Raw genomic sequence first — 24,207 nt, 5'->3', positions numbered from 1 at the left:
AACGCTACCCTTGGGAAGTCAAGCGTGAACTGTGGGGGCTGTAACGGAGATTACAGGTTGTTGAGATTGAAGGTGATCGGTACGCGTGCGTAACCCTCCACCTTCTGGCCGTTCTTGATCTCGGGATTGAAGCGCCACTTCTGTGCCGCTTCGATCGCGGCGCGATCAAGCTCGTGGTATCCGCTGGACTGGTCGACCTTGATGTCCTTCGGCGTACCATCGACGCCGACCAGGATCAACAGAGTCACCGTGCCTTCATGGCGCTGGCGAATGGCCTGTGGCGGATATCGCGGCTGCGGCCGGCTGCCATAGGACAGATCCGAACCTGCTGCGATGTCGCTCGGCGGCGCCGGCGGTGCCGGAGGAGCAGGCGGAGGTGCCGGAGTCGCATTCTGCGACACCTCTTGCACCGGCGGCGGCGGAGTCGGCGGCGGCGGATTCGGCGGCGGAATCACCTGCTTGATGATCTTCGGCGGCGGCTGCTTCGGCGGCTCCGGCGGCGGCGGCGGCGGTGGCGGCGGCGGCGGCGGCGGTTCGATGAAGTTCACCTGCACGATCTGTTCTTTCTTCTCGTGCTTCTGGCCCGGAGGCGCCATGGGCGCGAGCAGGATAAGAAACGCGAAGGCGTGCAGACCAATGGCAAACGCCAACGCTAGGGTTCGTTTCCAACTGAACCCCTCTTCGCGTTCTGTGTCTTCGGTACTAGAGGCCATCTGTCACTATCTGGAGCTGGGAACGGAGAAAGCGTCGCCGCAGGCTCGGTGTGTTCCGTCTGGCATATGGACGAAACACGCCGCTGGGGTTACGCAGGGAAGGTTTCAACGGTACAACAGCATCTGGCTTTTGTATAGCGCTAACGTGGCGTTCAGATGGACGTCCATCTGCGACGCTTTACTGCTTTAGTCTGACAATTACTTGCCGGACTTTTTCAGCCACTCCTGTGCCTTGTCCGCCGTTTCAGGATCCAGCGCAGCCTGCTTCACAGCAGCGACCGCACCAGCCTTGTCCTTGAGCTGGCGATCCGACTCGCCAAGCATCATGTAGGCGTGGCCTTTGTGCTTGACGCCTTTGGCGATGGCCTGGGTGAGGTACTTCTTGGCGTCGGAGAACTTCTGTTCCTGGAAATAGGCACCGCCCAGCGCCATGTCCACCTCGCCGTCGGTGGCCAGCGGCGAAGCTTTCTGGTAATAGCCGATCGCCTTGACATCGTCATCGCCGATCATGGCGGCGTCGCCGGCAAGCTTGTAGTTGTCCGCGCTGGGCTTGATGGCGCCCTTGGCTACGCCGTCGTCGAAGGCTGCCAACGCCTTGGCACTGCCGGCCTTGGTATCGCCGCCACCGTTCTGTGCCTGCATCAGGTAAGCCTTGACCAGAAGGATCCAGTCGGCTTCGTCCTTCAGGGCACCGTTGGCACGGCCTTCTTCCAGGATTTTGATAGCACCAGCGTAATCTTGCTGCTGCAAAAGAATGGTGCTGGCGTTGTGCAGCATGCTGCTGTCGGAGGGGTTCTTCTCGTATTCGGACTGCGCCATCTTGGACGCTTCAGCCCCCTGGCCGGATTCGGCATAACTGGACATCAGGACCTGATTCCACGAATCCTTCGGCTTGTCGGTCAGCGACTTGGCTTTCTGGATGGCTGCGATCGCTTCCGGATACTTTTGGAGGTAGTAGTAGTCCACGCCCTCCAAGCCATAGGAGTCGGCTGTTTCCGACTTGCCCTCGGTCCGCCATTTGGCGATGGTGTCCAGCGAAGCCTGGTACTGCTGGTCACCGGCATACATCTGGGCCAGCGTGAGCATTTCCTGGAAATAGGTGTCATTCGGCAGCACGCCGATATCCAGCGAACGCTTGGACTGGTCGATGGCAGCCTTCACGTCGCCATTCTTGAACGAGACGTTGGCCATCAGGTAAAGGGCAAACGCCTGAGCGTATTTGCTGTCGCTCTTGTCGATGATCGGCTGGAGAACCTGCGTCGCCTTGGCGGAATCGCCACTGTTCACCGCCGCGACACCGTCGTTGAGCGCCTTCTGATCCTTTTCGCTCTTCAGATCGAGCTTCGGCTCAGCACGCGTGGCGTTGGGGTAAGCCGAGGTCTGCTTCTTCGAAGAATCGTCTGCATGGGCAGGCATGGTGGCGGTGGTGAACGCCAGCGCGGCGCCGACCAGCAGCGTGAACAGGGGCGTGTGCTTCATGACGATCCTCGGTGTGTCCGGAGTTTTTTACGCGATACATCTGCGCAGGGGATCATGGAGACTACCCTGATCGATGTAAGAATGACAAGCTGCAGCGCGGCAACGAAATCCATTCGAAATCAATGGTTTGCGCGGAACAACTCCGTACTCCGACGCATTGTTGACAGATCGGATGAGCAAGCTGGCGCGGTTCGCAGAACCGCACCAGCAGAACTTCAAATGTCGAGGTTGGCGACCTTGAGCGCATTCGCCTCGATGAAGTCGCGGCGCGGCTCCACCGCTTCGCCCATCAACATGGAAAACATCTGGTCGGCGGCGAAGGCATCCTCGACTCCCACCTGCAGCATGCGACGCGTCTCGGGGTTCACTGTGGTTTCCCATAGCTGCTCGGGATTCATTTCGCCCAGGCCCTTGAAGCGCTGGATGGTACGACCCTTCTTCGCTTCGTCCAGCAACCAGCTGCGCACATCGGCGAAACGGATAACGCCGCGCGAGGCGTTGCCGCGACGGGCCACGGCCTCGGCCTGGATCAGGCCGGCCAGCTGTTGACTCACGTGCAGGATGGGGCGGAACTCGGCGCCGGCAAAGAACGGTTGCGGCAACAGCAGGGTATGGCTGAGGCCGTGCTGTTCACGCACCACCTCGATGGCTGCCGGCTGCTCGCCCTGCGCGGAGCGCAACGACAGCCTGTAGCGCGGCTTGCCCAGTCCGCTGGCGGCGAGGCGAGCTGCGATGCCGTCAAGCCATACTTGCATCGCCAAGGCGTCGGTCCACAGTTCCGGTGTGATCGGCGAGTGCTCCAGCAGCGCCGACAACACGCTGGTGTCGAAGCGGTGGCCGAGGCGTTCGATCTGATCCAGCGCGGTCTGGTAGTCGCGCAGCAGCTTTTCCAGCGCTTCGCCGGTAATGGGAGGCGCGGCCGGATCCGCGACCAACTCTGCGTTGTCCACTGCGTTGGAGATCAGGTAGGCGTTGAGTGCCGCATCGTCCTTGAGATACAGCTCCTGCTTGCCCTGCTTCAGCTTGTACAGCGGCGGCAGGCCGATGTAGACGTGGCCGCGCTCGATCAGCTCGGGCATCTGGCGGTAGAAGAAGGTGAGCAGCAGGGTGCGGATGTGCGAGCCGTCCACGTCCGCGTCGGTCATGATGACGATACGGTGGTAGCGCAGTTTGTCGGGGTTGTAGTCCTCCTTGCCGATACCGGTGCCGAGCGCGGTGATAAGCGTTCCGACTTCGGCGGAAGACAGCATCTTGTCGAAACGGGCCTTCTCCACATTGAGGATTTTGCCCTTGAGCGGCAGCACAGCCTGGGTCTTGCGGTTGCGCCCCTGCTTGGCCGAGCCACCGGCGGAGTCACCCTCGACCAGGAACAGTTCGCACAGCGCAGGATCCTTTTCCTGGCAGTCGGCGAGCTTGCCGGGCAGGCCGGCGATGTCCAGCGCACCCTTGCGGCGAGTCATTTCACGCGCCTTGCGGGCGGCCTCGCGCGCTCGCGCGGCGTCCACCACCTTGGAAGCGATGGCCCTGGCTTCGTTGGGGTGCTCCAGCAGGAATTCGCTGAGCTTTTCGTAGACCGCCTGCTCCACCACCGTCTTCACCTCGGACGAAACCAGCTTGTCCTTGGTCTGCGAAGAGAACTGCGGGCCGGGCACCTTCACCGAGAGCACGGCGATCATGCCTTCGCGCATGTCGTCGCCGGAAAGCGCGACCTTGGCGTTCTTGGCCAATCCTTCCTTCTCGATGTAGCCAGTGAGTGCGCGGGTAAGCGCTATGCGGAAGCCGGTGAGATGGGTGCCGCCGTCGCGCTGCGGGATATTGTTGGTGAAGCAGAACATCGCCTCGTTGTACGAGTCGGTCCACTGCACCGCCACTTCCACGCTGATCTTGTCCTGCTGGGCGAACAGGCTGATCACATTCGGGTGCAGTGCCGTCTTGAGCTGGGCAAGGTGCTGCACGAAGGAGCGGATGCCGCCTTCATACACGAAAGTATCGTGCCGCCCTTCCCCCCGTTCATCGCGCAGCTCGATGCGGACCCCGGAATTGAGGAAGGCCAGCTCGCGCAGGCGCCGGGCCAGCACGTCGTAATGGAACTCGGTCAGCTTGAAGATCTGCGGGCTGGGCATGAAGCGCACGGTGGTGCCGCGCTTGTCCGAAGGCCCCACTTCCTTCAACGGATATTGCGGCTCGCCCAGCGCGTATTCCTGCTGGTACTCGTGGCCATCGCGGCAAATGGTGAGCCAAAGATGGTCGCTGAGCGCATTCACCACCGACACACCCACACCGTGCAGGCCGCCAGAGATCTTGTCGTCGTCGAACTTGCCGCCGGCGTGCAGCACGGTCATCACCACCTCAGCGGTGGAGCGCCCTTCTTCCGGGTGCGTGTCTACCGGAATGCCGCGACCGTTATCGGTGACGCTCACCGAGCCATCTTCGAGGATGGTCACGGTCACATGGTCGCAGAAGCCCGCCAAGGCTTCGTCAATGGAATTGTCCACCACCTCAAACACCATGTGGTGCAGGCCAGTGCCGTCACCCACATCGCCGATGTACATGCCTGGGCGCTTGCGGACCGCCTCCAGGCCTTTCAGCACCTTGATGTTGCTGGAGTCGTACTGCGATTCGTTGGTGGGTTCGTTCATGCGGCTACCGGTTCCTATGCCTGCGCAGGCGTGGACGGCAGGCAAGCTGTCGTTCCTGCGGGGAATTGTCGATTATAGCAGGGGTGTCAGTTGACCCTGTTCCACGTGAAACATGCGATGCGGAAACCCGCGCAAGGGCTCGGGCAAGCCGGTACCCGTCATCAGAACCTGTGCGCCACTTTCGGCGAGCTGGCCGATCACAGCTCTCTGATGTGCGTCATCGAGTTCGGAGGCGAGATCGTCAAGGCAAATGATGGGCCAGTCGCCATGTTGGTCGGCATAAAGCCGCGCCTGCGCCAGCATGCAACCCAGAGCCGCAAGCTTTTCCTGGCCCCGGGAAAGATGCTCCCGTTGCGGTGCCTGCTCGAAGGCCAGCGACCAATCCGCCCGATGTGCCCCTAGACCAGTGTGGCCACGGGCTAGATCCCTACCCCGCTGAGCTTCCAGCTGTTCGCGAAGACTCTTCTCATCCGACCATCCGCGTCGGTAGCGCAAATCCGGTTCGCCAAGCTCAGGAAGCAAAGCGGCCACGCAGGCATGCAGATGAGGACGCAGTTGTTCCAGGTATTCCCGACGATGGTGGTCCAACCAATCCGCCAGCGTGGCAAGTTCGGTTTCCCACGGGGTATACAACGACGAACTGAGCTCGATTCCGGTGCGCAACAAACTATTGCGTTGCTTCAAGGCACGTTGGTAGCGACGCCACGTTTCCAGGAACGCACGTTCCACGTGAAACACACCCCAATCGAGGAAGCGTCGCCGTTCTTCGGCCGCACCAGCGATCAAGGCGTGAGAACCGGGCTCAAAACAAGCCACCGCACATTCGGCGATCAGCTCGCCCAGGTTCACGCTTTCGCCTTCCATGCGTGCTTCCCAACGCGAAGCCTCGCGCCCCAGGCCCAAACGCATCAGACGATCTTCCGCCTGGCGTAGTTCGGCGAATACGAACAGGCGCGACGCGCCGCGTGCCAGCAAAGCCTCCCGCGCCCCGCTTCGGAACGAGCGAGCATGCGACAACAGAAAAACCGCTTCCAACACGCTGGTCTTGCCAGCTCCATTGGCACCCACGAAGACATTGATACCAGGCGCCAGCCCTAGATCGGCGTTACTCAGGCAGCGCAGATTCTGGATGCGCAGGCGATCCAGCCTCATCTCGACTGCCGTCCAAAGCAAGAACGCCGGAGCGTCTTGCGACAACTCCGGCGTTGCTTGAGGTCCTGATGTTTGCCGAAAGGCATGCGTCAGAGGCGCAAAGGCATGATGACGTGGCGGGCCTGCTCGCTATCGTGCTCCTGCACCAGACAGCTCGACTGCGCATCACGCAGGCTCAGCCGTGCCTGCTCACCGCGAAGTGCGGAAAGCGCATCCAGCAGGTAACCCACGTTGAAACCCACAGCCAGGTCGGAGACGTGGGTGTCCGCTTCCACTTCTTCCACGGCCTCTTCCTGCTCAGGGTTGTGCGCCACGATGCGCAGCTTGCCCGGAGACAATTCCAGCTTTACGCCCCGATACTTTTCATTCGAAAGAATCGCCGCGCGTTGCAGGGCACCCCGCAGCACTTCCCGATCCAGCGTCGCGGTCTTGTCGGCACCCAGCGGAATCACCGCCTCGTAATCGGGGAAGCGACCGTCGATCAGTTTGGATGTGAAGGTCACTCCACCGCGTCGCACGCGCAGATGGTTGCGACCGAATTCCAGCTCAACCGTGCCTTCGCCTGGCTCCAGCAGTCCGATCAACTCGTTCACGCCTTTGCGCGGAATGATGATCTGCCTACGCGCTTTCACCGTGGTCGCCAGGCTTGTTTCCTTCATGGCGAGTCGATGACCGTCAGTCGCCACGCAACGCAGGCTGTGTTCCTGCAGATCCAGCAACATGCCATTCAAGTAATAGCGAACGTCCTGGTTCGCCATGGCGAACGCAGTGCGCTCCATCAGGTCGCGCAAGGCTTCTTCCGGCAGGCTGACCTTTTCCACCAATTCAATCGAATCGATGGTGGGGAATTCGCTTGCGGGCAAGGTCGTCAGCGTGAAGCGGCTGCGACCGGCACTCAGGGCAACACGGTCGCCATTGAGCTTCAGCTCGACGTTGGCTCCATCCGGAAGCGCACGGACGATGTCGAAGAATTTGCGTGCAGGTATGGTGATTTCACCTTCGACCAGCTTGTCAGCTGTCGAAGTGGCAATCATCTCCACTTCCAGATCGGTTCCGGTCAGCGAGAGTTGGCCATCGACGACTTTCACCAGCAGGTTGGCCAGTACCGGCAGAGTCTGGCGGCGTTCCACCACGCCCACGACCTGTTGCAGTGGCTTGAGCAGAGCTTCTCGTTGGATGCTGAATTGCATGTCGGCGCGACCCCTATGCCTGCTGTTCTGTCTTTAAGAGAAAGTTGGTAGTTGCTGTAGACGGCGTGGATAACTTTTTTTCGCCGTTTATCTTTTTTGAATCAATCGCTTGGCGACAAATATGGGTGTGCGGAAAGCAGTGCCTTCGACGTGGGCGGTTTGTGGATAACTTTACCGCCTCGCCTGTCCACGCATTATCCACAGCTTCCCATGCAGCTTATCAAGAACTTGTGCTTCAGCCTGCGAAAATACTCAACCGGTAAGGATGCGGATCAGCTGTTCCCAGTCCTGACGCATGCGGGGATCGCCTTCGCACAGCTTCTTGATGGTGCGGCAGGCGTGCAAAACCGTAGTGTGGTCGCGTCCGCCGAAGGCGTCGCCGATCTCGGGCAAGCTGTGGTCGGTCAGTTCCTTGGACAACGCCATCGCGATCTGTCGCGGACGCGCCAACGAACGTACACGGCGCGTGGAGAGCAGATCCTGCAGGCGGATGTTGAAGTACTCGGCCACCACCTTCTGGATGTTCGGCACCGTCACTGCTTGCGCGTGAGTGGCCAGCAGGTCGCGCAGGGTCTCCTCGGCGAAGTCCGTGGTGATCGGCTTGCCGTAGAAATTCGCCCGCGCCGCCAGCGTGTTCAGCGCGCCCTCAAGGTCGCGGACGTTGGAGCGGATACGTTTGGCCAGCAGCATCGCCACGTGCTCGTCCACCGCCACGCCCTTGTCGTGCGCCTTGGAAAGCAGGATCGCCGCGCGCGTCTCGAAATCCGGCGGCTCGATCGCCACGGAAAGACCCCAGCCCAGGCGTGACTTAAGGCGCGGCTCCAGCTTGTCCACTTCCTTGGGATAGCGGTCGCAGGTAAGGATGATCTGCTGCTTGGACTCGAACAATGCGTTGAAGGTGTGGAAAAACTCTTCCTGCGTGGTGTCCTTTCCGGCGAAGAATTGGATGTCGTCGATCAAGAGGGCATCCACGGAGCGGAACCGCAGCTTGAACTGGTCCATGCTCTTGGTGCGCAACGCTTCGATCATCGCGCCCACGAACTGTTCCGAGCGCAGGTACAGCACCTTGCAGTTCGGATTGTTCTGCCGCATCAGGTTGCCCGCGGCATGCATCAGGTGGGTCTTGCCGAGGCCGGTGCCGCCGTACAGCAGCAGCGGGTTATAGGCGCGGCCGGGGTTCTGCGCCACCTGCATCGCGGCGGCCTTGCCCAGCTGGTTGGACTTGCCCTCGACGAAGGTCTCGAAGGTGTAGTGCGGGTCGAGGTTGTGGTTGAAGGCCGGCGTCTGCGCCTGAATCGACTCGATCGCCCCGCTGGCAGCAGGTTTGATGGCCGGCTTGGCCGGATTGTGTGGGGTGCTAGAGCCGACATCCAGTCGCACCGGCAAGTCGCGACCGGCGAGTTGGGCCAGCAAGGTGCTGATTTGCGGCAGGTAGCGCGCGCGCACCGTTTCCAGGGTGTAGGAGTTGGGTGCAAAAAGCGCCAGTCCGGTTTCGTCCTCGCGGGCCTGCAACGGCATCAGCCAGGTGTGCAGATCCTCGGCGCTCAACTCGCCTTCCAGACGCCCAAGGCAGCGCCGCCACAACTCACTCATGAAGTCTCTCGTCCACAGGCAGGGGCGCTTGCGCGCAGGGTGGATCGACAAGTCTAGCAGCAGGCTTCGGTGCGTCATCCCCAAACCATCCACATATGCACTCACAAGCTGCGGCGTGACATCGGGTTGGGGTTGGAACGCTTTGATTTGACAGCGCCCAGCGGCCCAATGCATACTTTGCGACCTTTTTCCCAACATTCATTCCCTTCGGAGCAACGCCATGAAGCGGACCTTCCAGCCCAGCAAGCTCAAGCGCGCTCGCACCCACGGCTTCCGTGCCCGCATGGCCACCGCCGACGGTCGCAAAATCCTCAACGCCCGCCGCGCCAAGGGCCGCAAGCGCCTGATCCCGTAATCGGGACGGCAGCCATGCGTCCTGCCGGCTTGCCGCGTCAGTCGCGGCTGCGACTGGCCGGCGATTTCGCAGCGTTGCGAGCTAGCAGCGGCCGCCTCGGTGGCCGCTGTTTTCATTTGCGCTATCGGCCGAATGGCTTGCCTCATGCGCGGTTGGGTCTGGCGATTTCCAAGCGGGCGTCCAAGCTCGCAGTGGAGCGCAATCGTCTGAAGCGCCTGTTGCGCGAATCGTTCCGCAACATCCGTGACCGGTTGCCGCCGGTCGACGTGGTGGTGATGGCGCGCGAACAGGCCGTGCAACTGTCTGGAGCGGAATTGCTGGCCGAGGCCGACGCGCTATGGCGTCGCCTTGCGGCGATCCGGCTGGAACCGGTCGAACCGGCGCCCGATGCGACCCAGCGCCATTGATGCCGACCGATGCCGCCGCCACAATCGTGCGTTGACCTTCCCTCTTCCTCTGTGGCCGCGTGCTGCGTGGCGTCGTCCGGATCCGTGAGCCGATGAACCAAACACGCAACTTCCTCCTGTTCGCCCTGCTTGCCGTGGGCTATTTCCTGTTCATGGCCTGGCAGAAGGACTACATGGCGCCGCCGCCGGCCCCGGTTGCCGCCGCCAGCACGACAGGAGCACCGGGTGCGCAGCCCGGCGCCTCGCCAAGCGTCAGCAATGCCTCCGGCGACAGCGCGTCTTCGTCGCTGATCACCGTTACCACCGACATGCTGCGACTCACCATCGACACGCGCGGCGGCAGCATCGTACGTTCCGAGTTGCTGGATTATCCGGTGACGCCGCGTACGAAGAAGGACCCGAATCCTGCGCCGGTCACCCTGTTCGACAATAGCGACGCGCATTACTTCGTGGCACAGAACGGCCTCGTCAGCAGCAGCGATGCCGATGCGGCCGACCAGCCCAACCATCTCGCCGTGTTCCAGGGCGCGCAGACCGACTACAAACTCGCAGCGGGTCAGAATGAGCTGGATGTTCCGCTGACCTGGCAGGACGCCAAGGGTCTCAAGGTCACCAAGACCTACCATTTCGCTCGCGGCAGCTACGTGGTCGCGCTGGACCAGAAAATCGACAACGCCGGCAGCACGCCGTGGCAGGGCAACGCCTATACCCAGTTGCTGCGTGCCGAACCGCCGCACGACGGCAACTGGCTGACCAATATGTCCCACCCGGAAGCACGCAGCTTCCAGGGCGCGGCCTGGTACACCGGCGAGAAGTTCGAGAAGCTGTCGTTCAAGGATCTCGCCGAGCCCAAGGACAAGCTGGATGCTTCCTTCAAGGGCGGCTGGGCTGCGATGCTGCGGCTGTACTTCTTCGCCGCATGGATTCCGCCGGCCGATGAAACCGCCAGTTATTCCACCGACACGGTGAACCCGGGCAGCGAGCATCCGCGTTATCTCATCCGCGCCATCGGCCCCACGATCAATGTGGCGCCAGGGCAGAGCGTGGACGCGAAGGCACGTCTCTATGTCGGCCCCAACCTGCAGGGCCAGCTGGGCGCGGTGGCACCCGGGCTGGATCTCACCATCGACTACGGCATGTTCAAGGCCATCGCCGTGCCGATGCACGGCATCCTGTCGTTCCTGCATTCCATCGTGAAGAACTGGGGCCTGGCGATCATCCTGCTGGTGCTGCTCATCAAGGGCGCCACCTGGAAGCTCACCGCGATGCAGTACCGCTCCAGCGCCAAGATGCGCAAGCTGCAACCGCGCATCCAGGCGCTCAAGGAGCGCTACGGCGACGACAAGGCCAAGCTGCAACAGGCACAGATGGAGCTGTACAAGAAGGAGAAGGTGAACCCGATGGCGGGCTGCCTGCCGGTGCTCATCACCATGCCGGTGTTCTTCGCCCTGCTCTACGTACTGGAGTATTCGCTGGAACTGCGCCAGGCATCGTTCCTGTGGATTCCCGACCTCAGCGCGCACGACCCGCTCTACATCCTGCCGGTGATCTACGCAGCGGTGATGCTGGGCACACAGTGGCTCAACCCGGTTGCGGCGGGCATGGATCCTGCGCAGGCGAAGATGATGAAGGTGATGCCGCTGATCTTCTCGGTGATGTTCGCCTTCTACCCCGCGGGCCTGTGCCTCTACTACGCGGTGAACGGCCTGGTGGGCCTTGGTCAGCAATGGTGGATCACCCATCACGTGGAACGCGAGGAAGCGACGGCCAAGGCGGCCTGACGACTGACTCTTGCGATCGTTCCTGATCGCGAAAAATTTGCTTGGGCGATTTTTCACATCGCGTGAGCAATGGAATGAACGGCGACTACCAAGGATGGTGGTTGCAGAGTCAAACAAGCGTCTTCCGAGCTGCACTCGTAACCCTATCTTTTTGACCGAGGCGGCCGCGCCGGGCAACCGTTGCGGCCGTCTTCGTTTACGCTCACGCCATGACCCAGCACATCGATACCATTGCCGCCATCGCCAGTGCGCCGGGCGCAGCCGGGGTGGGTGTGCTGCGCGTGTCAGGGTCACTGGTGCCAGCCATTGCGCAAACCCTGCTCGGCCGAGCGCCGCAGCCACGCCATGCGCACTTCGGTACCTTCCGGGATACGCACGGCGAAGCGATCGACCACGGTCTGCTGCTGCACTTCCCTGCTCCCGCCTCTTATACCGGCGAGCATGTGCTGGAGCTGCAAGGTCACGGCAGTCAGGTGTTGCTCGATGCGCTGCTGCGCCGCGTGTGCGAACTTGGTGCGCGGCTCGCACGCCCCGGTGAATTCACCGAGCGTGCCTTCCTCAATGGCAAACTGGATCTGGCCCAGGCCGAAGCCGTGGCCGACTTGATTGCCGCGCGCTCACAGGCGGGCGCGCGCGCCGCGTTGCGTTCGATGGAGGGCGTGTTCTCGCGCAAGGTGGATGCACTGCTGCAGGCACTGATCGCACTGCGCGTGTACATCGAAGCCGCCATCGATTTTCCGGAGGAGGAAATCGAGTTCCTTGCCGATCCCGCCATAACACGGCGACTCGATAGTTTGCGCACGCAACTCGGCGAACTGTTGCGCGAAGCGCAACGCGGCCTGCGCTTGAACGATGGCTTGCGCGTGGTTATCGCCGGCCGTCCGAATGCCGGCAAGTCCAGCCTGCTCAATGCGCTGGCCGGCAGCGAGCGCGCCATTGTCACTTCCATCGCTGGCACCACCCGCGACGTATTGCGTGAAAGCGTATCGCTCGACGGCATCGCGCTGGAATTGGCCGACACCGCCGGTCTGCGTGATACCGACGACGAAGTGGAGCGCGAAGGCGTTCGCCGAGCGCATGGCGAACTGCAACGCGCAGACGCAGCGCTGCTGGTCACCGATGCAAAGCATGCGGAGGCTGACCTCGCTCTTTTCGCACACTTGCCCGAAGGGGCCGAACGCCTGGTGCTAGTCAACAAGATCGACTTGGCCAACGCCACGCAGCACACGGAAATCCGCGATGGCGTCCGCTGGCTGTGGGCTTCCGCCAAAACCGGCGAAGGCCTGGATGTCCTGCGCGAACACTTAAAGCAGCTCGCCGGTGCGGGCAGCGGCGAAGGTGCCTTCAGCGCTCGTCGCCGCCATGTGCTCGCGCTCGAGACCGTGCGTGACCACCTCATCCGTACGGCTCATGCGCTTACTGCTGCCCGCGCCGGCGAATTGGCTGCCGAAGAGTTGCGCCAGGCCCAGCTCGCTTTGGGCGAAATCACCGGCAGCTATACCAGCGACGATTTGCTCGGCGCCATCTTTGGGTCGTTCTGCATCGGTAAGTGAGTAGCAGCGTCGCGCAATCGCAGCCAATGCCTCCACGACACCAGCGCGTTGATCCAGTACACCGCATACAGCGCTGAGGTGAGGTACAGGCCGCGGCTGGCGTACAGCGGCACGGCAATGGAATTGACCAGCAGCCAGAACGGCCAGTTCTGCACGTGCCGGCGCATCATCAGCAATTGCGCCACGATGCTGAAGGCCAGCACGGTGGAATCGAGGAAGGGCGAGTAGGCATTGGTGAAACGGCGGAGCAACAGGCCGTAGCAGACCGCGCCGATCGCCCCGGACAGCAGTTGCAGCCACAGCTTGCGCGCCGGCAGGTCGGTGACCGGGAGTTCTTCGCCGTGGTCTCCATGCAGCCACTGCCACCAGCCCACGATGCTGGTAATCACGAAGAAGACCTGCAGCACGGTGTCGGCGAACAGGCGGCTGTCCAGAAAAACGAAGGCGAACAGGCCGCAGCCGACGATGCCGGTCCACCAGGTGTGCACGCTGTTGCGTCCGGCCAGGATGATGGACGCACCGGCCAGCAGGTTGGCCGCGATTTCCAGCGGGCTCATGCGCGGGGGCCGTCTGCGAGGAATGCATCCAGCTCGGCCCGCTGCGGCATGCCGCCTTGCGCGCCCAGCCTGGTCACCGACAGAGCGGCCGCAGCGCAGGCCTTGCGCACGGCTTGCGGCAGGCCTTCGTGCAGGAATACGGCGAGCGCACCGTTGAAGGTGTCGCCAGCGCCGGTGGTGTCGGTGGCGTCCACGGCGAAGCTTGGCTGGTGTTGGGGTTCGGGCTGCGCGGAGTCCCGGTACCACGCGCCTTCGCTGCCGCGGGTAAGTACCACGGGGCCTGGTGCGCGACGCATCAGGTCGCGGAAATCCGAGTGCGTGTCTTCACCGAGGACAGTAGCGAGTTCGTGTTGGTTGGGAGTGAGGTAGCTGGTCAGCTGCAGCCATTCGTGCGGCAGCTTCTGCGCGGGTGCGGGATTGAGAATGACGGGAACCTTGAGCAGGTGACCCAGCCGCAATGTGGCTTCGACAGCGTCGAGGGGAATTTCCAGTTGCACCAGCACGGCGTCGGCCTGCGCGATGGTTTCCCGCGCGGCTTCCACCTGCGCCGGCGTGACGCACGCATTGGCGGCCGGCACCACGATGATCTGGTTCTCGCCCTCCGCCACGGTGATGGATGCGCTGCCACTGCATTCATGGTCGATGCGGGCGACGTGGGCGAGGTCGACACCTTCACGCATCAGCCCCGCGTGCAACTGGTCGCCAAAGGCATCGCGGCCCAGCGCACCGACCATGCTTACACTGGCGCCCAGGCGCGCCGCGGCGACCGCCTGGTTCGCACCCTTGCCTCCATGCGCGGTGAGGAAACGACTGCCGAGCAGGGTTTCGCCAGCGCCGGGGAAGCGCGGCGCGAGCGTGACCAGATCCATGTTGATGCTGCCGACGACGACGATGCAGCTCATGCGGGTTTCCGTAGCGATGGAAACCGCAGGGTAAACGGTGCGGCACCGGTTATGCCAAGCGTGGCCTCACGCAGTCGGCATGCTCCCCTGGACTCAATGGCTTTCGGGGGCAGCCTGGTTCGACTCCTGTTGGGCCTCACGGTGTGCCTTCATGGCCTGTTGCAGCTGCGCGTATTGCTGCTGCTGGGTCGGCGAGAGCAGCGCCTTTATCTGGCTTTCGCTGTCCTGATGGATGGCGAGCAACTTCGTCCTGCGGTCGCGCATGGATAGCGTGGTGTCGGCACGGACGGCAGCGACCTGCTGCTGGCGATTGCCGAAGATCGCGGCCAGCTTCGATTGCTGGTCGGCGTCGAGGCCAAGTTTGTGTGCCAGTCGATGGGCCTGCTTCTGCGGATCAGGCAAGCGGTGCGGCGCCGCAGGCGCATCGGATGCGGACGGCGGATCGTCCTGCGCAGATACGGCGCCGAGCGGCGCGGCCACGAGCAAGCCGAAGGCCAGGGCGCAGACAGTCAATCGCAATGAAATCGTGTGCATGAAAGGTCTCCATGGCAGGCGTGAATCGCGCAGGGATGTATTGCAGCGGTGTCGCCTGTCCGGTAACGGGGCTGGCGGCAGCGGGTTTACCTGAGGCGCATGAAGGGACTTCCCTGGATTTCGGCGGGACGAAACGAAAGCGCCCGCCGGGTCAGCGGCGGGCGTCATCGTTGCAATCGGGAAGCAGGTTCAGTGCATGTGGCCGATGCCCGCGTCGCCTGGTTCCAGCGACGGGGCCGGGCCCGCCACGGCGAGCAGGGCCTGGGCGTAGCCGTCGCCGATGCTCAGCGTGGAGACCTCATCCCAGGCGAAGAACGAGGCCTGGCGCATCCATTCCGCATCGGGGCTGAGTTCCTGCAGATAGAAGCCATCCTCGTCGACGCTGGCGAGGCTGCCGATGTAGCAGACTTCCTCTTCTTCCTCGGTGTCCACGTGCACGGCAATCACCGGCGACATCGCGCCGGCGGCTTTCACGACGTCGCGAACCGAATCCAGCGGGAAGTTGGGTGGCAGGCGGGGGGATATGCCCTTCACTGCGAGCGCCTTGGCCATGAAGACATGATGGCGTTCCGGTGATTCCAGTTCGGTGATGTCGCGGTGGCGCATCACGTAGATGCCGTCATCGGTGATGCCGTCGCCGACTACCGACAGCAGCACGAACTCGTTGCCCACACCACCCACATAGCCGCAGAAGCTGCCGTGCTCCAACTCGGTACGCCACAGGCGCACCATGGTCTGCTGTTCCTGCGCTTCGCGCAGCTGGGCGCGCAAACCGTTGGTCTTGAATTCGAGAATCTTTGCCATGGTGAATATTTTAGCAGAGCGACCGTGAAGGCTTGTTTAGAGGACGTTTTCCTCTATCTTCGGCGAAAATACAAATAAAACGCGCCATTTGTATGCATTAGCGCGCTTCATGTCATCCGCACCTCAGAGGATGTAGCGGCTCAGATCCTCGTTATGCACCAGCGAGCCAAGGTTTTTGTCTACCTGTTCGGCGTCGATAAGGTATTTTTCGCCGGATTTGTCTGCTGCTTCATAGGAGATGCCTTCCAGCAACCGCTCCATCACGGTATGCAGGCGGCGCGCACCGATGTTTTCGGTGCGCTCGTTCACTTGGTAAGCCACTTCGGCCAAGCGATCGACGCCGGATTCGGTGAACTCCAGGCTCACGCCCTCCGTACCCAACAGGGCCACGTACTGCTTGGTCAGCGCGTTGTGTGGTTCGCGCAGGATGCGCTTGAAATCGTCCACCGACAGGGCGCTGAGCTCCACGCGGATCGGCAGGCGTCCCTGCAATTCCGGGATCAGGTCGGAGGGCTTCGCCAGCGAGAACGCGCCCGAGGCGATAAACAGCATGTGATCGGTCTTCAACGGACCGTACTTGGTGGAAACGGTGGAACCCTCCACCAGCGGCAGCAGGTCGCGCTGCACGCCTTCGCGGCTGACGCCGGCGCCACCCCACTCGCTGCGCTGCGCCACTTTGTCGATCTCATCGAGGAAGACGATGCCGTTCTGCTCGGCGGCCTCGACCGCCTGCGCCCGGATCTCTTCGTCGTTGAGCAGCTTGCCGGCTTCTTCCTCGACCAGTATTGGTCGTGCCAGCTTGATCGCCAGCTTGCGGTGCTGGGTCTTGGCGCCGCCGATGTTCTGGAACATCTGGCGCAGTTGTGCGCCCATCTCCTCCATGCCCGGCGGCGACATGATTTCCACACCCACGTTCATGGCGAAATCCAGCTCGATCTCGCGCTCGTCCAACGCACCCTCGCGCAGTTGCTTGCGCAGCTTCTGGCGGGTGTCGCTGTCGGCTGTCGGCGTGGTGGCCTGGTCGTGGCTCCAGTCGGTGGGCGTCTGCCGACGCGGCAACAGCGCATCGAGAATGCGATCCTCGGCGCGATCCTCCGCCTGCGTGCGGACGCGCTTGATCGCCAATTCGCGGGTGAGCTTGTAGGCCACGTCGGCGAGGTCGCGGATGATGGATTCCACGTCCTTGCCCACGTAGCCCACTTCTGTGAACTTGGTGGCTTCCACCTTAACGAACGGTGCGTTGGCCAACGTGGCGAGGCGGCGCGCGATCTCGGTCTTGCCCACGCCGGTGGGGCCGATCATCAGGATGTTCTTCGGCGTGATCTCGTTGCGCATTTCCGGCGCGAGTTGCATGCGCCTCCAGCGGCTGCGCAATGCCACCGCCACAGCACGCTTGGCGTCGTGCTGGCCAATGATGTAGCGGTCGAGTTCGTTGACGATTTCGCGGGGGGTCAGTTCGGACATGGGACACCGGAAGGTTGGATTTTTGTCCGTCATCCCGGCGTAGGCCGGGATCCAGTGACGAGAGCACTCGATCAGGCCGAGAGGCTCTGGATTCCGGCTTGCGCCGGAACGACGGCATTGAAGCGATGCGAGTAGCCGCTTACAGCTCCTCGATCGTGGTGTTGTGGTTGGTGTAGATGCAGATGTCGCCGGCGATTTTCAGCGCACGCTCGACCACGGCGCGCGCGTCCAGCTCGGTGTTTTCCAGCAGCGCCAGCGCAGCGGATTGCGCATACGGGCCGCCGGAGCCGATGGCGATCAGGCCGTGCTCGGGTTCCAACACGTCGCCGTTGCCGGAGATCAGCAACGAGGCTTCCTTGTCGGCGACCGCCAGCATGGCTTCGAGGCGGCCGAGGCGGCGGTCGGTACGCCACTCCTTGGCCATCTCCACCGCAGCACGGGTGAGATTGTTGCCGTGCTTGTCGAGTTTCTGCTCGAAGAGTTCGAACAGGGTAAAGGCATCGGCCGTGGCACCGGCGAAACCGGCCAGCACGTCCGCGTTGCGGCCGAGGCGACGGATCTTGCGTGCATTGGACTTGGCCACGATGTTGCCGAGCGTGACCTGGCCGTCGCCGCCGATCACGATCTTGCCGTTGCGACGCACGCTGACGATGGTGGTAGCGTGGAAGGATTCCATGAAAAGCTCCGAGGTTGAGCGAACCAGATGGGGTCGGTTCGCCGGGGCTTCAATGCGGACCGGACCCGTCCGGCCCGTTCGCTCCCTCTCCCCGCTGGGGGAGAGGGTTGGGGTGAGGGGTCAAGCTGGCAAGGGATCTTGTCGAAGCGAGCTTCAGCAAGCAGCTCCCACGCAAAGACCGTCTCTCATCCCAACTTTCTTCCCAGAGGGGAGAAAGGGCAAACGCAAGGAGCGCGTTTACTTTCTCTTGGCCCTGGGATGCGCAGCGTCGTACACCTTCGCCAGATGCTGGAAATCCAGGTGCGTGTAAATCTGCGTAGTGGCGATGTCGGCATGGCCCAGCAGTTCCTGCACCGCACGCAGGTCGCCGGAAGATTCCAGCATGTGGCTGGCGAAAGTGTGGCGCAGAAGGTGCGGGTGCACGTGCTTGGCGAAGCCATTCGCGAGCGCGAGCTTGCGCAACCGCATCTGCACTGTGCGCGGATTGATGGCCGCGCCGCCACGCCCGCGGAACACCGGTGATTCGGGTGTCCTGCCGGTGGTTTCACCCAGCGCACGCAAGGCAGTTACGGCGTGGCGACCCACGGGCACGATGCGTGTCTTGCGACCCTTGCCCAGGACGCGCACTTCGCCGCCGTCGAGGTCGAGGTCGTTCCAGCACAGGCCGACCAGCTCGGACAAACGCAGGCCGCTGGAATAAAACAGTTCCAGCATTGCGCGGTCGCGGGGTGCCAGCGTGCCGTCGTTGCCGGACTCCACCAGAGTGGCGGCCTCGTCCACGTCCAGCACCACGGGCAGCTTGCGGTGCACCTTGGGGCCGCGCACGCCGGCCAGCGGATCGTGCGCCAGCAGGCCTTCACGGGTGAGTTGGCGGAACAGGCTGCGGCAGGAGGAAAGCAGGCGCTGCAGGCTTTTCGGCGAGAGCCCGGCGCGATGCTGGGCGGCCACGAACTGGCGCAGGCGATTCGGCTCCAGCGCCTCGAAGCTGGCGAAGCCTTGCGTTTCCATCCACCCCGTGAGCTTGGCGAGATCGCGGCGGTAAGCGTCCACGGTATGCGGCGAAGCCTGCCGTTCGCCCGCGAGGCGGCCGAGCCAGGCTTCGACCTGTTGGGTGGGAGTCATGGGTTGCTCAGGCGAGATCCCGCGCCCGCGCCAGTGCGGCGGTGACGGTGGCGGCGATCATCTTGAGGAACAGCGTGCCCATGCCGGGCTGGAAGCGGTCCGGGTCGTGGCTGCCGATGGCGAGCATGCCGGCGTTGCCCAGCGGTATCAGCGCCGCCGAGCGGATCGAAGCCGCATCGTCGCCGAACAGCTGCGTCAGCTTCTCGGGCGACAGGCGGCCTGAAACGGGATCGCGTCGCTGCAGCAGTTCGGCCAGTTCCGGCAGTTCGGCAGCCCCGCCACCGACCTGGCGCAGCCAGTCCGAACGCGGCAGGTCGGCGTGGCGGCCGAACAGCAGCAGGCGCACCTGCTCGGTGTGGAAATCTTCGTTGAGCTTGGCGATCACGGTGCGCGTGGTCACTTCCAGCGTGTTCGCGCGCAGCAGTGCCACGGTGAGCGCGTGCACGCGCTCCATCAATTTTTCGTTGTCGGCGGCGATGCTGGTGAGTTCGACCAGTCGCCGTTCCAGCTCCGCGTTCTTGTCGCGCAACTGTTGCAACTGGTAGGCAGCCAGCGAAGACACCGAGCCTTGTTCGCGCGGCATGGTGAGTTGCGCGGCCAACTCGGGGTAGTCCGTGAGGAAGGAAGGATGCCGCTTCAGATAGGCCGCAACCACGCCGGCTTCGGTGGTGTCGTCGGACAAGGGGGCGTTCATGCACGATTTCCTGCGGCGGTCATGCGACGAGTGTGCGATGGACGCGCCGTTCGATCAATCTGGAGCCTGAGCGGTGGAAGCCGCTCGGGCTGCAAAGCCTGCTCTCCGGGGCAGATTTCTGCCGCATCTTGGCCCATGGAACCACTATGGGCCGGCGAACCGACGAAAATCTGCCCCGCAGAACGAGCTTTTCGTCTTGAGCGTTTCTATGCTCAGACTCCTGGCCACTCGCCTTCGAATGCGAAGGCCGCCGGGCCGGTCATCCACAACGCGTGGCCAGGGCCGGGCCACGCGATGCGCAGCGAGCCGCCGGGCAGATCCACGCGTACTTGCTCGTCGACCTCGCCACGTTGGCGCAACACCGCCACCGCCGCGCAGGCGCCGGTGCCGCAGGCGAGCGTCCAACCCACGCCGCGCTCGTGCACGCGCAGTTTCAGGTGCTGCCGGGAAAGGCGTTCGACGAAGCCGGCGTTCGCACCCTCGGCGAAACGCGGATGCGTGGTGAGCGCAGGACCCAGCCGGTCCGCGGTGCTGTTGGCCAGTTCGTTCACCAATGCCACTGCATGCGGATTGCCCATCGACACCGCACCTATTTCCAGCAACGTGCCGTCGACGTCGATCATGTAACGAGTCGATTCGGTATCCGCTGCGAACGGAATCCGATCTGGTGCGAACTGTGGCTCGCCCATCTCCACGGTGACTTCGTGGGCGGAAAGCAGGCGCACCGTCACCGGACCGGACGGGCTTTCCAGTCGAACAGGCTCATCCGCCGTCAACGCACCGGCGCGGAACAACCACGCCGCCACGCAGCGCACGCCGTTGCCGCACTGACGCGCGGGCGAGCCATCGGTATTCCAGATGCCGTAATAGAACGCACAGGACGGATCGCGTGCCGGCTCCACGCTCAGCAGCTGATCGAAGCCTACGCCGGTGCGACGGTCCGCCAGCGCGCGTATGCCGGCTTCGTCCAGCACAAACGGTGTGGTGCGGCAATCGAGCACGACGAAGTCATTGCCCAGGCCATGCATCTTGGAGAACCGAAGCATCGGCAAAGCTCAGTGCGTGGCGCTGCTGCTGGCGGAGATAGGCGCGCTGCTCGCCGCCGTCGGCGCATCCGGTGCCGGGCCGGTTGCCGTAGCGGACGGCGCAGGAACGGGCTTGGGCGGCACGTATACCGGCGGGTTCGGGCTGTTCGGCATGTACAGCGGGCCCTTGTTGCCGCAGCCGGCAAGCATGGCGACGGCGAGGCAAAGCAGCGACAGCAATGAACGGCGCATGATCGAACACCTGTGGGGAAACGCGACGCCGCAGTATAGCGAGCGCGCCGCTGGGCCTTATCATGCGCCTGCCTCAAAGTACCTGGGACCCGCGATGAACCTGATCGAGCTGCTGCGCCTGCCCGCTACCGTGCTGCTGGTGCTCGCCGCGGTCCTGCTGCTGTTCTGCCTGTTGCAACTGCTGACGTTGCGCCGCCGCCTCGATGCCGGTGCGCGGCTGGCTGCCGGCTGGCACGGGTTGCTGTGTGTGGTGTGCCTCGTGCTCAGCTTGCTGCTTGGCGTCGGCGGATGGGCCCTGCGCGGTTATCGCCTGTTGGACGAAGAAACGCCCGTGGTCGAGATCGACGCGCATATCCTTTCGCCACAGCGCTGGGCCGTCACCTTGACTTGGCCAGATGGTGCCACCCGCCAGGTGCAACTGGCCGGTGATGACTGGCGCGTGGAGGCGGTGGTGTTGAAGTGGAAGCTGCTTGTCGGTCTGCCGCCGCTCTATCGCCTCGACCGCATCGACGGTCGCTACGACGACGCGACCCAGGAACAGAGCGCGCCGCGCACGGTGGTGGCGCTCGGCTCCGCCGACGGTTTCGACCTGCTCGACCTGCACCGGCAATACCCGCGCGCGTTGCCGATGGTGGATGCGGTCTACGGCAGCGGCGCCTTCCTGCCGCTGGTCGACGGCGGCCACTACAGCTTGAGTCTTTCGGGCGCCGGCGCACTGGTGGCGCGGCCTGATGCGGCCACCGAGCGGCGCATCGGTTCGCCGCTGGGCGGCCTGCGCTGAAGGGCGGACAAATCCGTCGCAGGAACTTGTACGGCGTCCGCGCTAGATTCGCCTCGCCACGGCGGTGCGGCATCGGCAAGCCGTACCGTCGTGGCATCCATCCAACCTGGGAGAGGCCAATGAACAAGCTTACGCAAGCCGTTTTGACCGCCGCGCTGGCAACCGTCGCCGCCACGGCCTTCGCCGCACAGCCCGTGCGCGATGTCAGCAGCAGTCGCCATCCGAACATCGCCGCCGCGCAGAAGCTCACCGACAAGGCCTACCAGCGCATCGTCGCCGCGCAGCAAGCGAACGAATGGGACATGGACGGCCACGCGGCGAAAGCGAAGGACCTGCTCGACCAGGCCAACCGCGAACTCAAGGCGGCGGCGGAAGCGGCGAACCAGAACCATAAGTGACGCACGTGCTGCTGGCGTGAGCCGGGCCGGCCTTGCCGCTGCCGCGGCGAGGCCGGATTGGCATCGGTTTTCGTCCGGGCACTCAAGCGCGTGTCGGGCCGGCGTGAATCGGTCCGGGATTCGGCAAGTGGACCTGGTTGGCAATTGCACAGTTGGATCGATGGACCAGCTTGACGCGATGACGACGCGCGCGGAGTATCCGGGCGCATGTGCCGATCCGGGATCTGATCGGCGTCGAGCGTTACTCTAGGGAGAGAAATCCGTGATCCGGAAGATCTGTTTGTTTTTATTGTTGTCTTGTATTTCCTGGGCCGCCTTGTCGGATGACGCCGGCGCAAACAGGCAAAAATGGCTGAACATGTCCCTGTATGGCGGCGACAACGACGCTGCTGCACTCAAAAGCGTGTCCATCAGGAAAGATGGCGGTAATTTCAAGATAAATGTTTCAAATCAATTCAATTTCGAGTGCGATCTGAGTTTCTCCGAAAACGGCGATCCAGCCGCATTGTCAAACTGCAAATCCAGAGACAAGCCATCTCCCGTTTGCAACCCGGACATGCCCAATTCGGTGTGCGCAGTTTCCAGGGGTTGCTTCAGGCAGCCCGATGAAAAGAATCCATCCTGCTTTCAGTCGTGGCTCGTCAAGGAACAGGAAGTCCCGCTGGTTTGTTCTTCGACAAAGAAAGAGCGCGTGTGCAAAGGGGAGTACACACTGGCGACTATGGATGGCTATTCATCCAGCGAGGAGTTCACCATTGCGCGGCAGAAGGATTGATGCCTGACAAGTTGTTCGGGTCCATGGACTTTGTTCATTGGTGCGGTTCCGCCAAGGAGGGGATATGAGGGTCGCGGGAGGAGTCATCGCCCTGATTTCGGGCATCTTGGGAATTGTCGCCGGGTTAGTTACGTCGTTTTTCGGCGGATTCGTCACGGCACTCGACGCCCAGGGAGCATGGCCAGGCATACGGGTGGGATTGGTCGGCATGGCCTTTTCCTTTCTCGTCATCGTGTACAGCGTGTTCGTCTTCGTATTCAGGAAGCGCTGGCCCGGTTGTCTGGTCATGGCCGCGGCGGCTGGTGGAATCTTCATCGGCGGCGGTCTTGCCGCTTTTTGCATGGTTCCCGCATCGGTCGGCGGCGCGTTGGCGCTGCTTGGGCGCAAGTCCGAAAAAGATCCCGCCAGGCAATCCAGGGCGCCTTTCATCGCCGCGGCTGTTCCCTTGCTGGTCGTGACGGCGATCTCCGTCGGATCGCCGAATGGCGCGCGGCACGCGGACGATGGCCGGAGCGTGGAAAAGGGGGCAGTCCGGTTCCAGCCCGCGCGGGCGGGGACTGGTCATGCGAGCGATCCTGGAGCGGCGAGTGCCGGCTCAAGCGAAGCCGGTCCGGCAAAGGGCGGATCGGCTACCGACTGACAGCTCAAAGCGGACGCCTTGCGGAGGGCATGCAGGCGCTGCGCGGGCCATGGAGAGATCGCAAACAGCTCTTAGCCCAGCGATTTCTCGTAGCGCCAACCATCGGCGCCGTCTTCGTAGTACTCCGCAAGCGCAGACACCCTGTGGTAACCAAGGCGCTCGTAGAGACGGATCGCGCTGGCGTTGTCGGCGCGCACTTCCAGCCGCAGTGCGCGGCAATGACGGCGGCGGGCGAGTTCTTCCACGGCATCGAGCAGGATCGAGCCCACGCCCTGGCCGCGTGCGGCGTGATGCGTGGCGATGGAATACAACCGCGCCACGCCGCTGCGCTTGCGGAAGAACACCACGGCAGTGCCGAGGAAACGATGCGGGCCGGTACTGGCCACCAGCACCTTCGCGCTGTCGCTGTCGAGGTGGCGGCGGAACTGCGCGCGGCTCAAGCGGTCGCTGGTAAAGCTGTGTTCTTCCAGCGCCACCAGATCGTCGAGGTCGGAAAGCTGGGCTGAGCGGACGCGCAGATTGGTTGGCGACATGGCGAAGAATTCCTTGATCGGATGCGCGCACGGCGGCAAACCGGGCGGACTGTAGTGGCCCGGCGACGATGCGGCAATCGTGATCGGTCGATAGCGAGGCGAATGCTTAGCAAGGGTTCAGTGCCACGCCCCGATGCGCGTTCGCGCTGTGCGACACTGCGCGTTCATCGCCTTGCATGCAGGGCGCC

25 protein-coding genes are annotated in these 24,207 nt (G+C 63.1%); 8 read left to right on the top strand and 17 right to left on the bottom strand.

Going from position 1 to position 24,207, the window contains the following annotated elements; all coding sequences use genetic code 11:
• Nucleotides 1-50: 50 nt before the first annotated feature.
• From ISP25_RS13430 to dnaA, 6 genes are all read right to left on the bottom strand, one after another.
• The gene (locus ISP25_RS13430; RefSeq protein WP_450088478.1) at nt 51-650 is read right to left on the bottom strand and encodes an energy transducer TonB; all 600 of its coding nucleotides are present in this window, start codon (nt 648-650) and stop codon (nt 51-53) included.
• A 261-nt stretch (nt 651-911) separates the two neighbouring features.
• Nucleotides 912-2,192, bottom strand: a complete 1,281-nt coding sequence (locus ISP25_RS13425) for a tetratricopeptide repeat protein (RefSeq protein WP_192159100.1) — start codon at nt 2,190-2,192, stop codon at nt 912-914.
• A 215-nt stretch (nt 2,193-2,407) separates the two neighbouring features.
• On the bottom strand, nt 2,408-4,831 hold the full coding sequence (gene gyrB / locus ISP25_RS13420; protein WP_192159098.1) for a DNA topoisomerase (ATP-hydrolyzing) subunit B: 2,424 nt from the start codon (nt 4,829-4,831) through the stop codon (nt 2,408-2,410).
• A 72-nt stretch (nt 4,832-4,903) separates the two neighbouring features.
• Complete coding sequence (gene recF, locus ISP25_RS13415; RefSeq protein ID WP_404614535.1) at nt 4,904-5,983, bottom strand: DNA replication/repair protein RecF; 1,080 nt, start codon at nt 5,981-5,983, stop codon at nt 4,904-4,906.
• 89 nt (nt 5,984-6,072) lie between these two features.
• Nucleotides 6,073-7,173, bottom strand: a complete 1,101-nt coding sequence (gene dnaN / locus ISP25_RS13410; RefSeq protein ID WP_192159094.1) for a DNA polymerase III subunit beta — start codon at nt 7,171-7,173, stop codon at nt 6,073-6,075.
• A gap of 252 nt (nt 7,174-7,425) precedes the next feature.
• Nucleotides 7,426-8,766 carry a chromosomal replication initiator protein DnaA gene (dnaA, locus tag ISP25_RS13405; RefSeq protein ID WP_192159092.1) on the bottom strand — a complete coding sequence of 447 codons (1,341 nt, stop codon included), beginning with the start codon at nt 8,764-8,766 and terminating at the stop codon, nt 7,426-7,428.
• 220 nt (nt 8,767-8,986) lie between these two features.
• Here dnaA and rpmH point away from each other — a divergent pair, with 220 nt between their 5' ends.
• The 4 genes from rpmH to mnmE all read left to right on the top strand — a co-directional run bounded on the left by rpmH (nt 8,987) and on the right by mnmE (nt 12,862).
• A complete protein-coding gene (gene rpmH / locus ISP25_RS13400; RefSeq protein WP_008211413.1) occupies nt 8,987-9,121 on the top strand; it encodes a 50S ribosomal protein L34 in 135 nt (44 codons plus the stop codon).
• A gap of 14 nt (nt 9,122-9,135) precedes the next feature.
• A complete protein-coding gene (gene rnpA, locus ISP25_RS13395; protein WP_404614532.1) occupies nt 9,136-9,528 on the top strand; it encodes a ribonuclease P protein component in 393 nt (130 codons plus the stop codon).
• Between the two features lie 92 nt (nt 9,529-9,620).
• A complete protein-coding gene (yidC, locus tag ISP25_RS13390; RefSeq protein WP_404614530.1) occupies nt 9,621-11,309 on the top strand; it encodes a membrane protein insertase YidC in 1,689 nt (562 codons plus the stop codon).
• A gap of 209 nt (nt 11,310-11,518) precedes the next feature.
• Nucleotides 11,519-12,862 (top strand): tRNA uridine-5-carboxymethylaminomethyl(34) synthesis GTPase MnmE, encoded by a 1,344-nt coding sequence (mnmE, locus tag ISP25_RS13385; protein ID WP_404614528.1) that lies wholly within the window; start codon nt 11,519-11,521, stop codon nt 12,860-12,862.
• On the opposite strand, the gene pnuC is transcribed toward mnmE, so the two are convergent.
• From pnuC to lptM, 10 genes are all read right to left on the bottom strand, one after another.
• Nucleotides 12,805-13,419, bottom strand: a complete 615-nt coding sequence (pnuC, locus tag ISP25_RS13380; protein ID WP_404614526.1) for a nicotinamide riboside transporter PnuC — start codon at nt 13,417-13,419, stop codon at nt 12,805-12,807. The genes mnmE and pnuC overlap by 58 nt on opposite strands.
• Entirely contained in the window at nt 13,416-14,321 is a 906-nt protein-coding gene (gene rbsK / locus ISP25_RS13375; RefSeq protein ID WP_404614524.1) for a ribokinase, read from the bottom strand. The genes pnuC and rbsK overlap by 4 nt, the downstream gene beginning before the upstream one ends.
• 93 nt (nt 14,322-14,414) lie before the next feature.
• Complete coding sequence (locus tag ISP25_RS13370) at nt 14,415-14,855, bottom strand: hypothetical protein (protein ID WP_404614522.1); 441 nt, start codon at nt 14,853-14,855, stop codon at nt 14,415-14,417.
• 189 nt (nt 14,856-15,044) lie between these two features.
• Entirely contained in the window at nt 15,045-15,659 is a 615-nt protein-coding gene (locus ISP25_RS13365; RefSeq protein ID WP_192159077.1) for a hypothetical protein, read from the bottom strand.
• Nucleotides 15,660-15,782: 123 nt separating this feature from the next.
• Nucleotides 15,783-17,123, bottom strand: a complete 1,341-nt coding sequence (hslU, locus tag ISP25_RS13360; protein WP_192159075.1) for an ATP-dependent protease ATPase subunit HslU — start codon at nt 17,121-17,123, stop codon at nt 15,783-15,785.
• Between the two features lie 139 nt (nt 17,124-17,262).
• A complete protein-coding gene (hslV, locus tag ISP25_RS13355) occupies nt 17,263-17,799 on the bottom strand; it encodes an ATP-dependent protease subunit HslV (protein ID WP_192159072.1) in 537 nt (178 codons plus the stop codon).
• 237 nt (nt 17,800-18,036) lie between these two features.
• The gene (gene xerC / locus ISP25_RS13350; RefSeq protein WP_404614519.1) at nt 18,037-18,921 is read right to left on the bottom strand and encodes a tyrosine recombinase XerC; all 885 of its coding nucleotides are present in this window, start codon (nt 18,919-18,921) and stop codon (nt 18,037-18,039) included.
• Nucleotides 18,922-18,928: 7 nt separating this feature from the next.
• Nucleotides 18,929-19,615, bottom strand: coding sequence for a DUF484 family protein (locus tag ISP25_RS13345; protein ID WP_192159069.1), 687 nt, complete (start codon nt 19,613-19,615; stop codon nt 18,929-18,931).
• Nucleotides 19,616-19,827: 212 nt separating this feature from the next.
• On the bottom strand, nt 19,828-20,661 hold the full coding sequence (dapF, locus tag ISP25_RS13340; RefSeq protein WP_404614517.1) for a diaminopimelate epimerase: 834 nt from the start codon (nt 20,659-20,661) through the stop codon (nt 19,828-19,830).
• Nucleotides 20,662-20,670: 9 nt separating this feature from the next.
• The gene (lptM, locus tag ISP25_RS13335; RefSeq protein WP_404614515.1) at nt 20,671-20,892 is read right to left on the bottom strand and encodes an LPS translocon maturation chaperone LptM; all 222 of its coding nucleotides are present in this window, start codon (nt 20,890-20,892) and stop codon (nt 20,671-20,673) included.
• Between the two features lie 94 nt (nt 20,893-20,986).
• Between lptM and ISP25_RS13330 the strand changes: the two genes are divergently transcribed.
• From ISP25_RS13330 to ISP25_RS13315, 4 genes are all read left to right on the top strand, one after another.
• The gene (locus ISP25_RS13330) at nt 20,987-21,673 is read left to right on the top strand and encodes a hypothetical protein (RefSeq protein ID WP_404614513.1); all 687 of its coding nucleotides are present in this window, start codon (nt 20,987-20,989) and stop codon (nt 21,671-21,673) included.
• 119 nt (nt 21,674-21,792) lie between these two features.
• Nucleotides 21,793-22,071, top strand: a complete 279-nt coding sequence (locus ISP25_RS13325; protein ID WP_192159061.1) for a hypothetical protein — start codon at nt 21,793-21,795, stop codon at nt 22,069-22,071.
• A 262-nt stretch (nt 22,072-22,333) separates the two neighbouring features.
• Complete coding sequence (locus tag ISP25_RS13320; RefSeq protein WP_192159059.1) at nt 22,334-22,846, top strand: hypothetical protein; 513 nt, start codon at nt 22,334-22,336, stop codon at nt 22,844-22,846.
• 64 nt (nt 22,847-22,910) lie between these two features.
• On the top strand, nt 22,911-23,486 hold the full coding sequence (locus ISP25_RS13315) for a hypothetical protein (protein ID WP_404614511.1): 576 nt from the start codon (nt 22,911-22,913) through the stop codon (nt 23,484-23,486).
• Nucleotides 23,487-23,557: 71 nt separating this feature from the next.
• Here ISP25_RS13315 and ISP25_RS13310 read toward each other — a convergent pair whose 3' ends face one another.
• On the bottom strand, nt 23,558-24,019 hold the full coding sequence (locus ISP25_RS13310) for a GNAT family N-acetyltransferase (protein ID WP_192159055.1): 462 nt from the start codon (nt 24,017-24,019) through the stop codon (nt 23,558-23,560).
• Between the last annotated feature and the right edge of the window lie 188 nt (nt 24,020-24,207).

The organism is Rhodanobacter hydrolyticus (assembly GCF_044904645.1).
The sequence above is the reverse complement of the archived record's forward strand: the minus strand, read 5'-3'. Positions and strand labels throughout refer to the sequence as shown.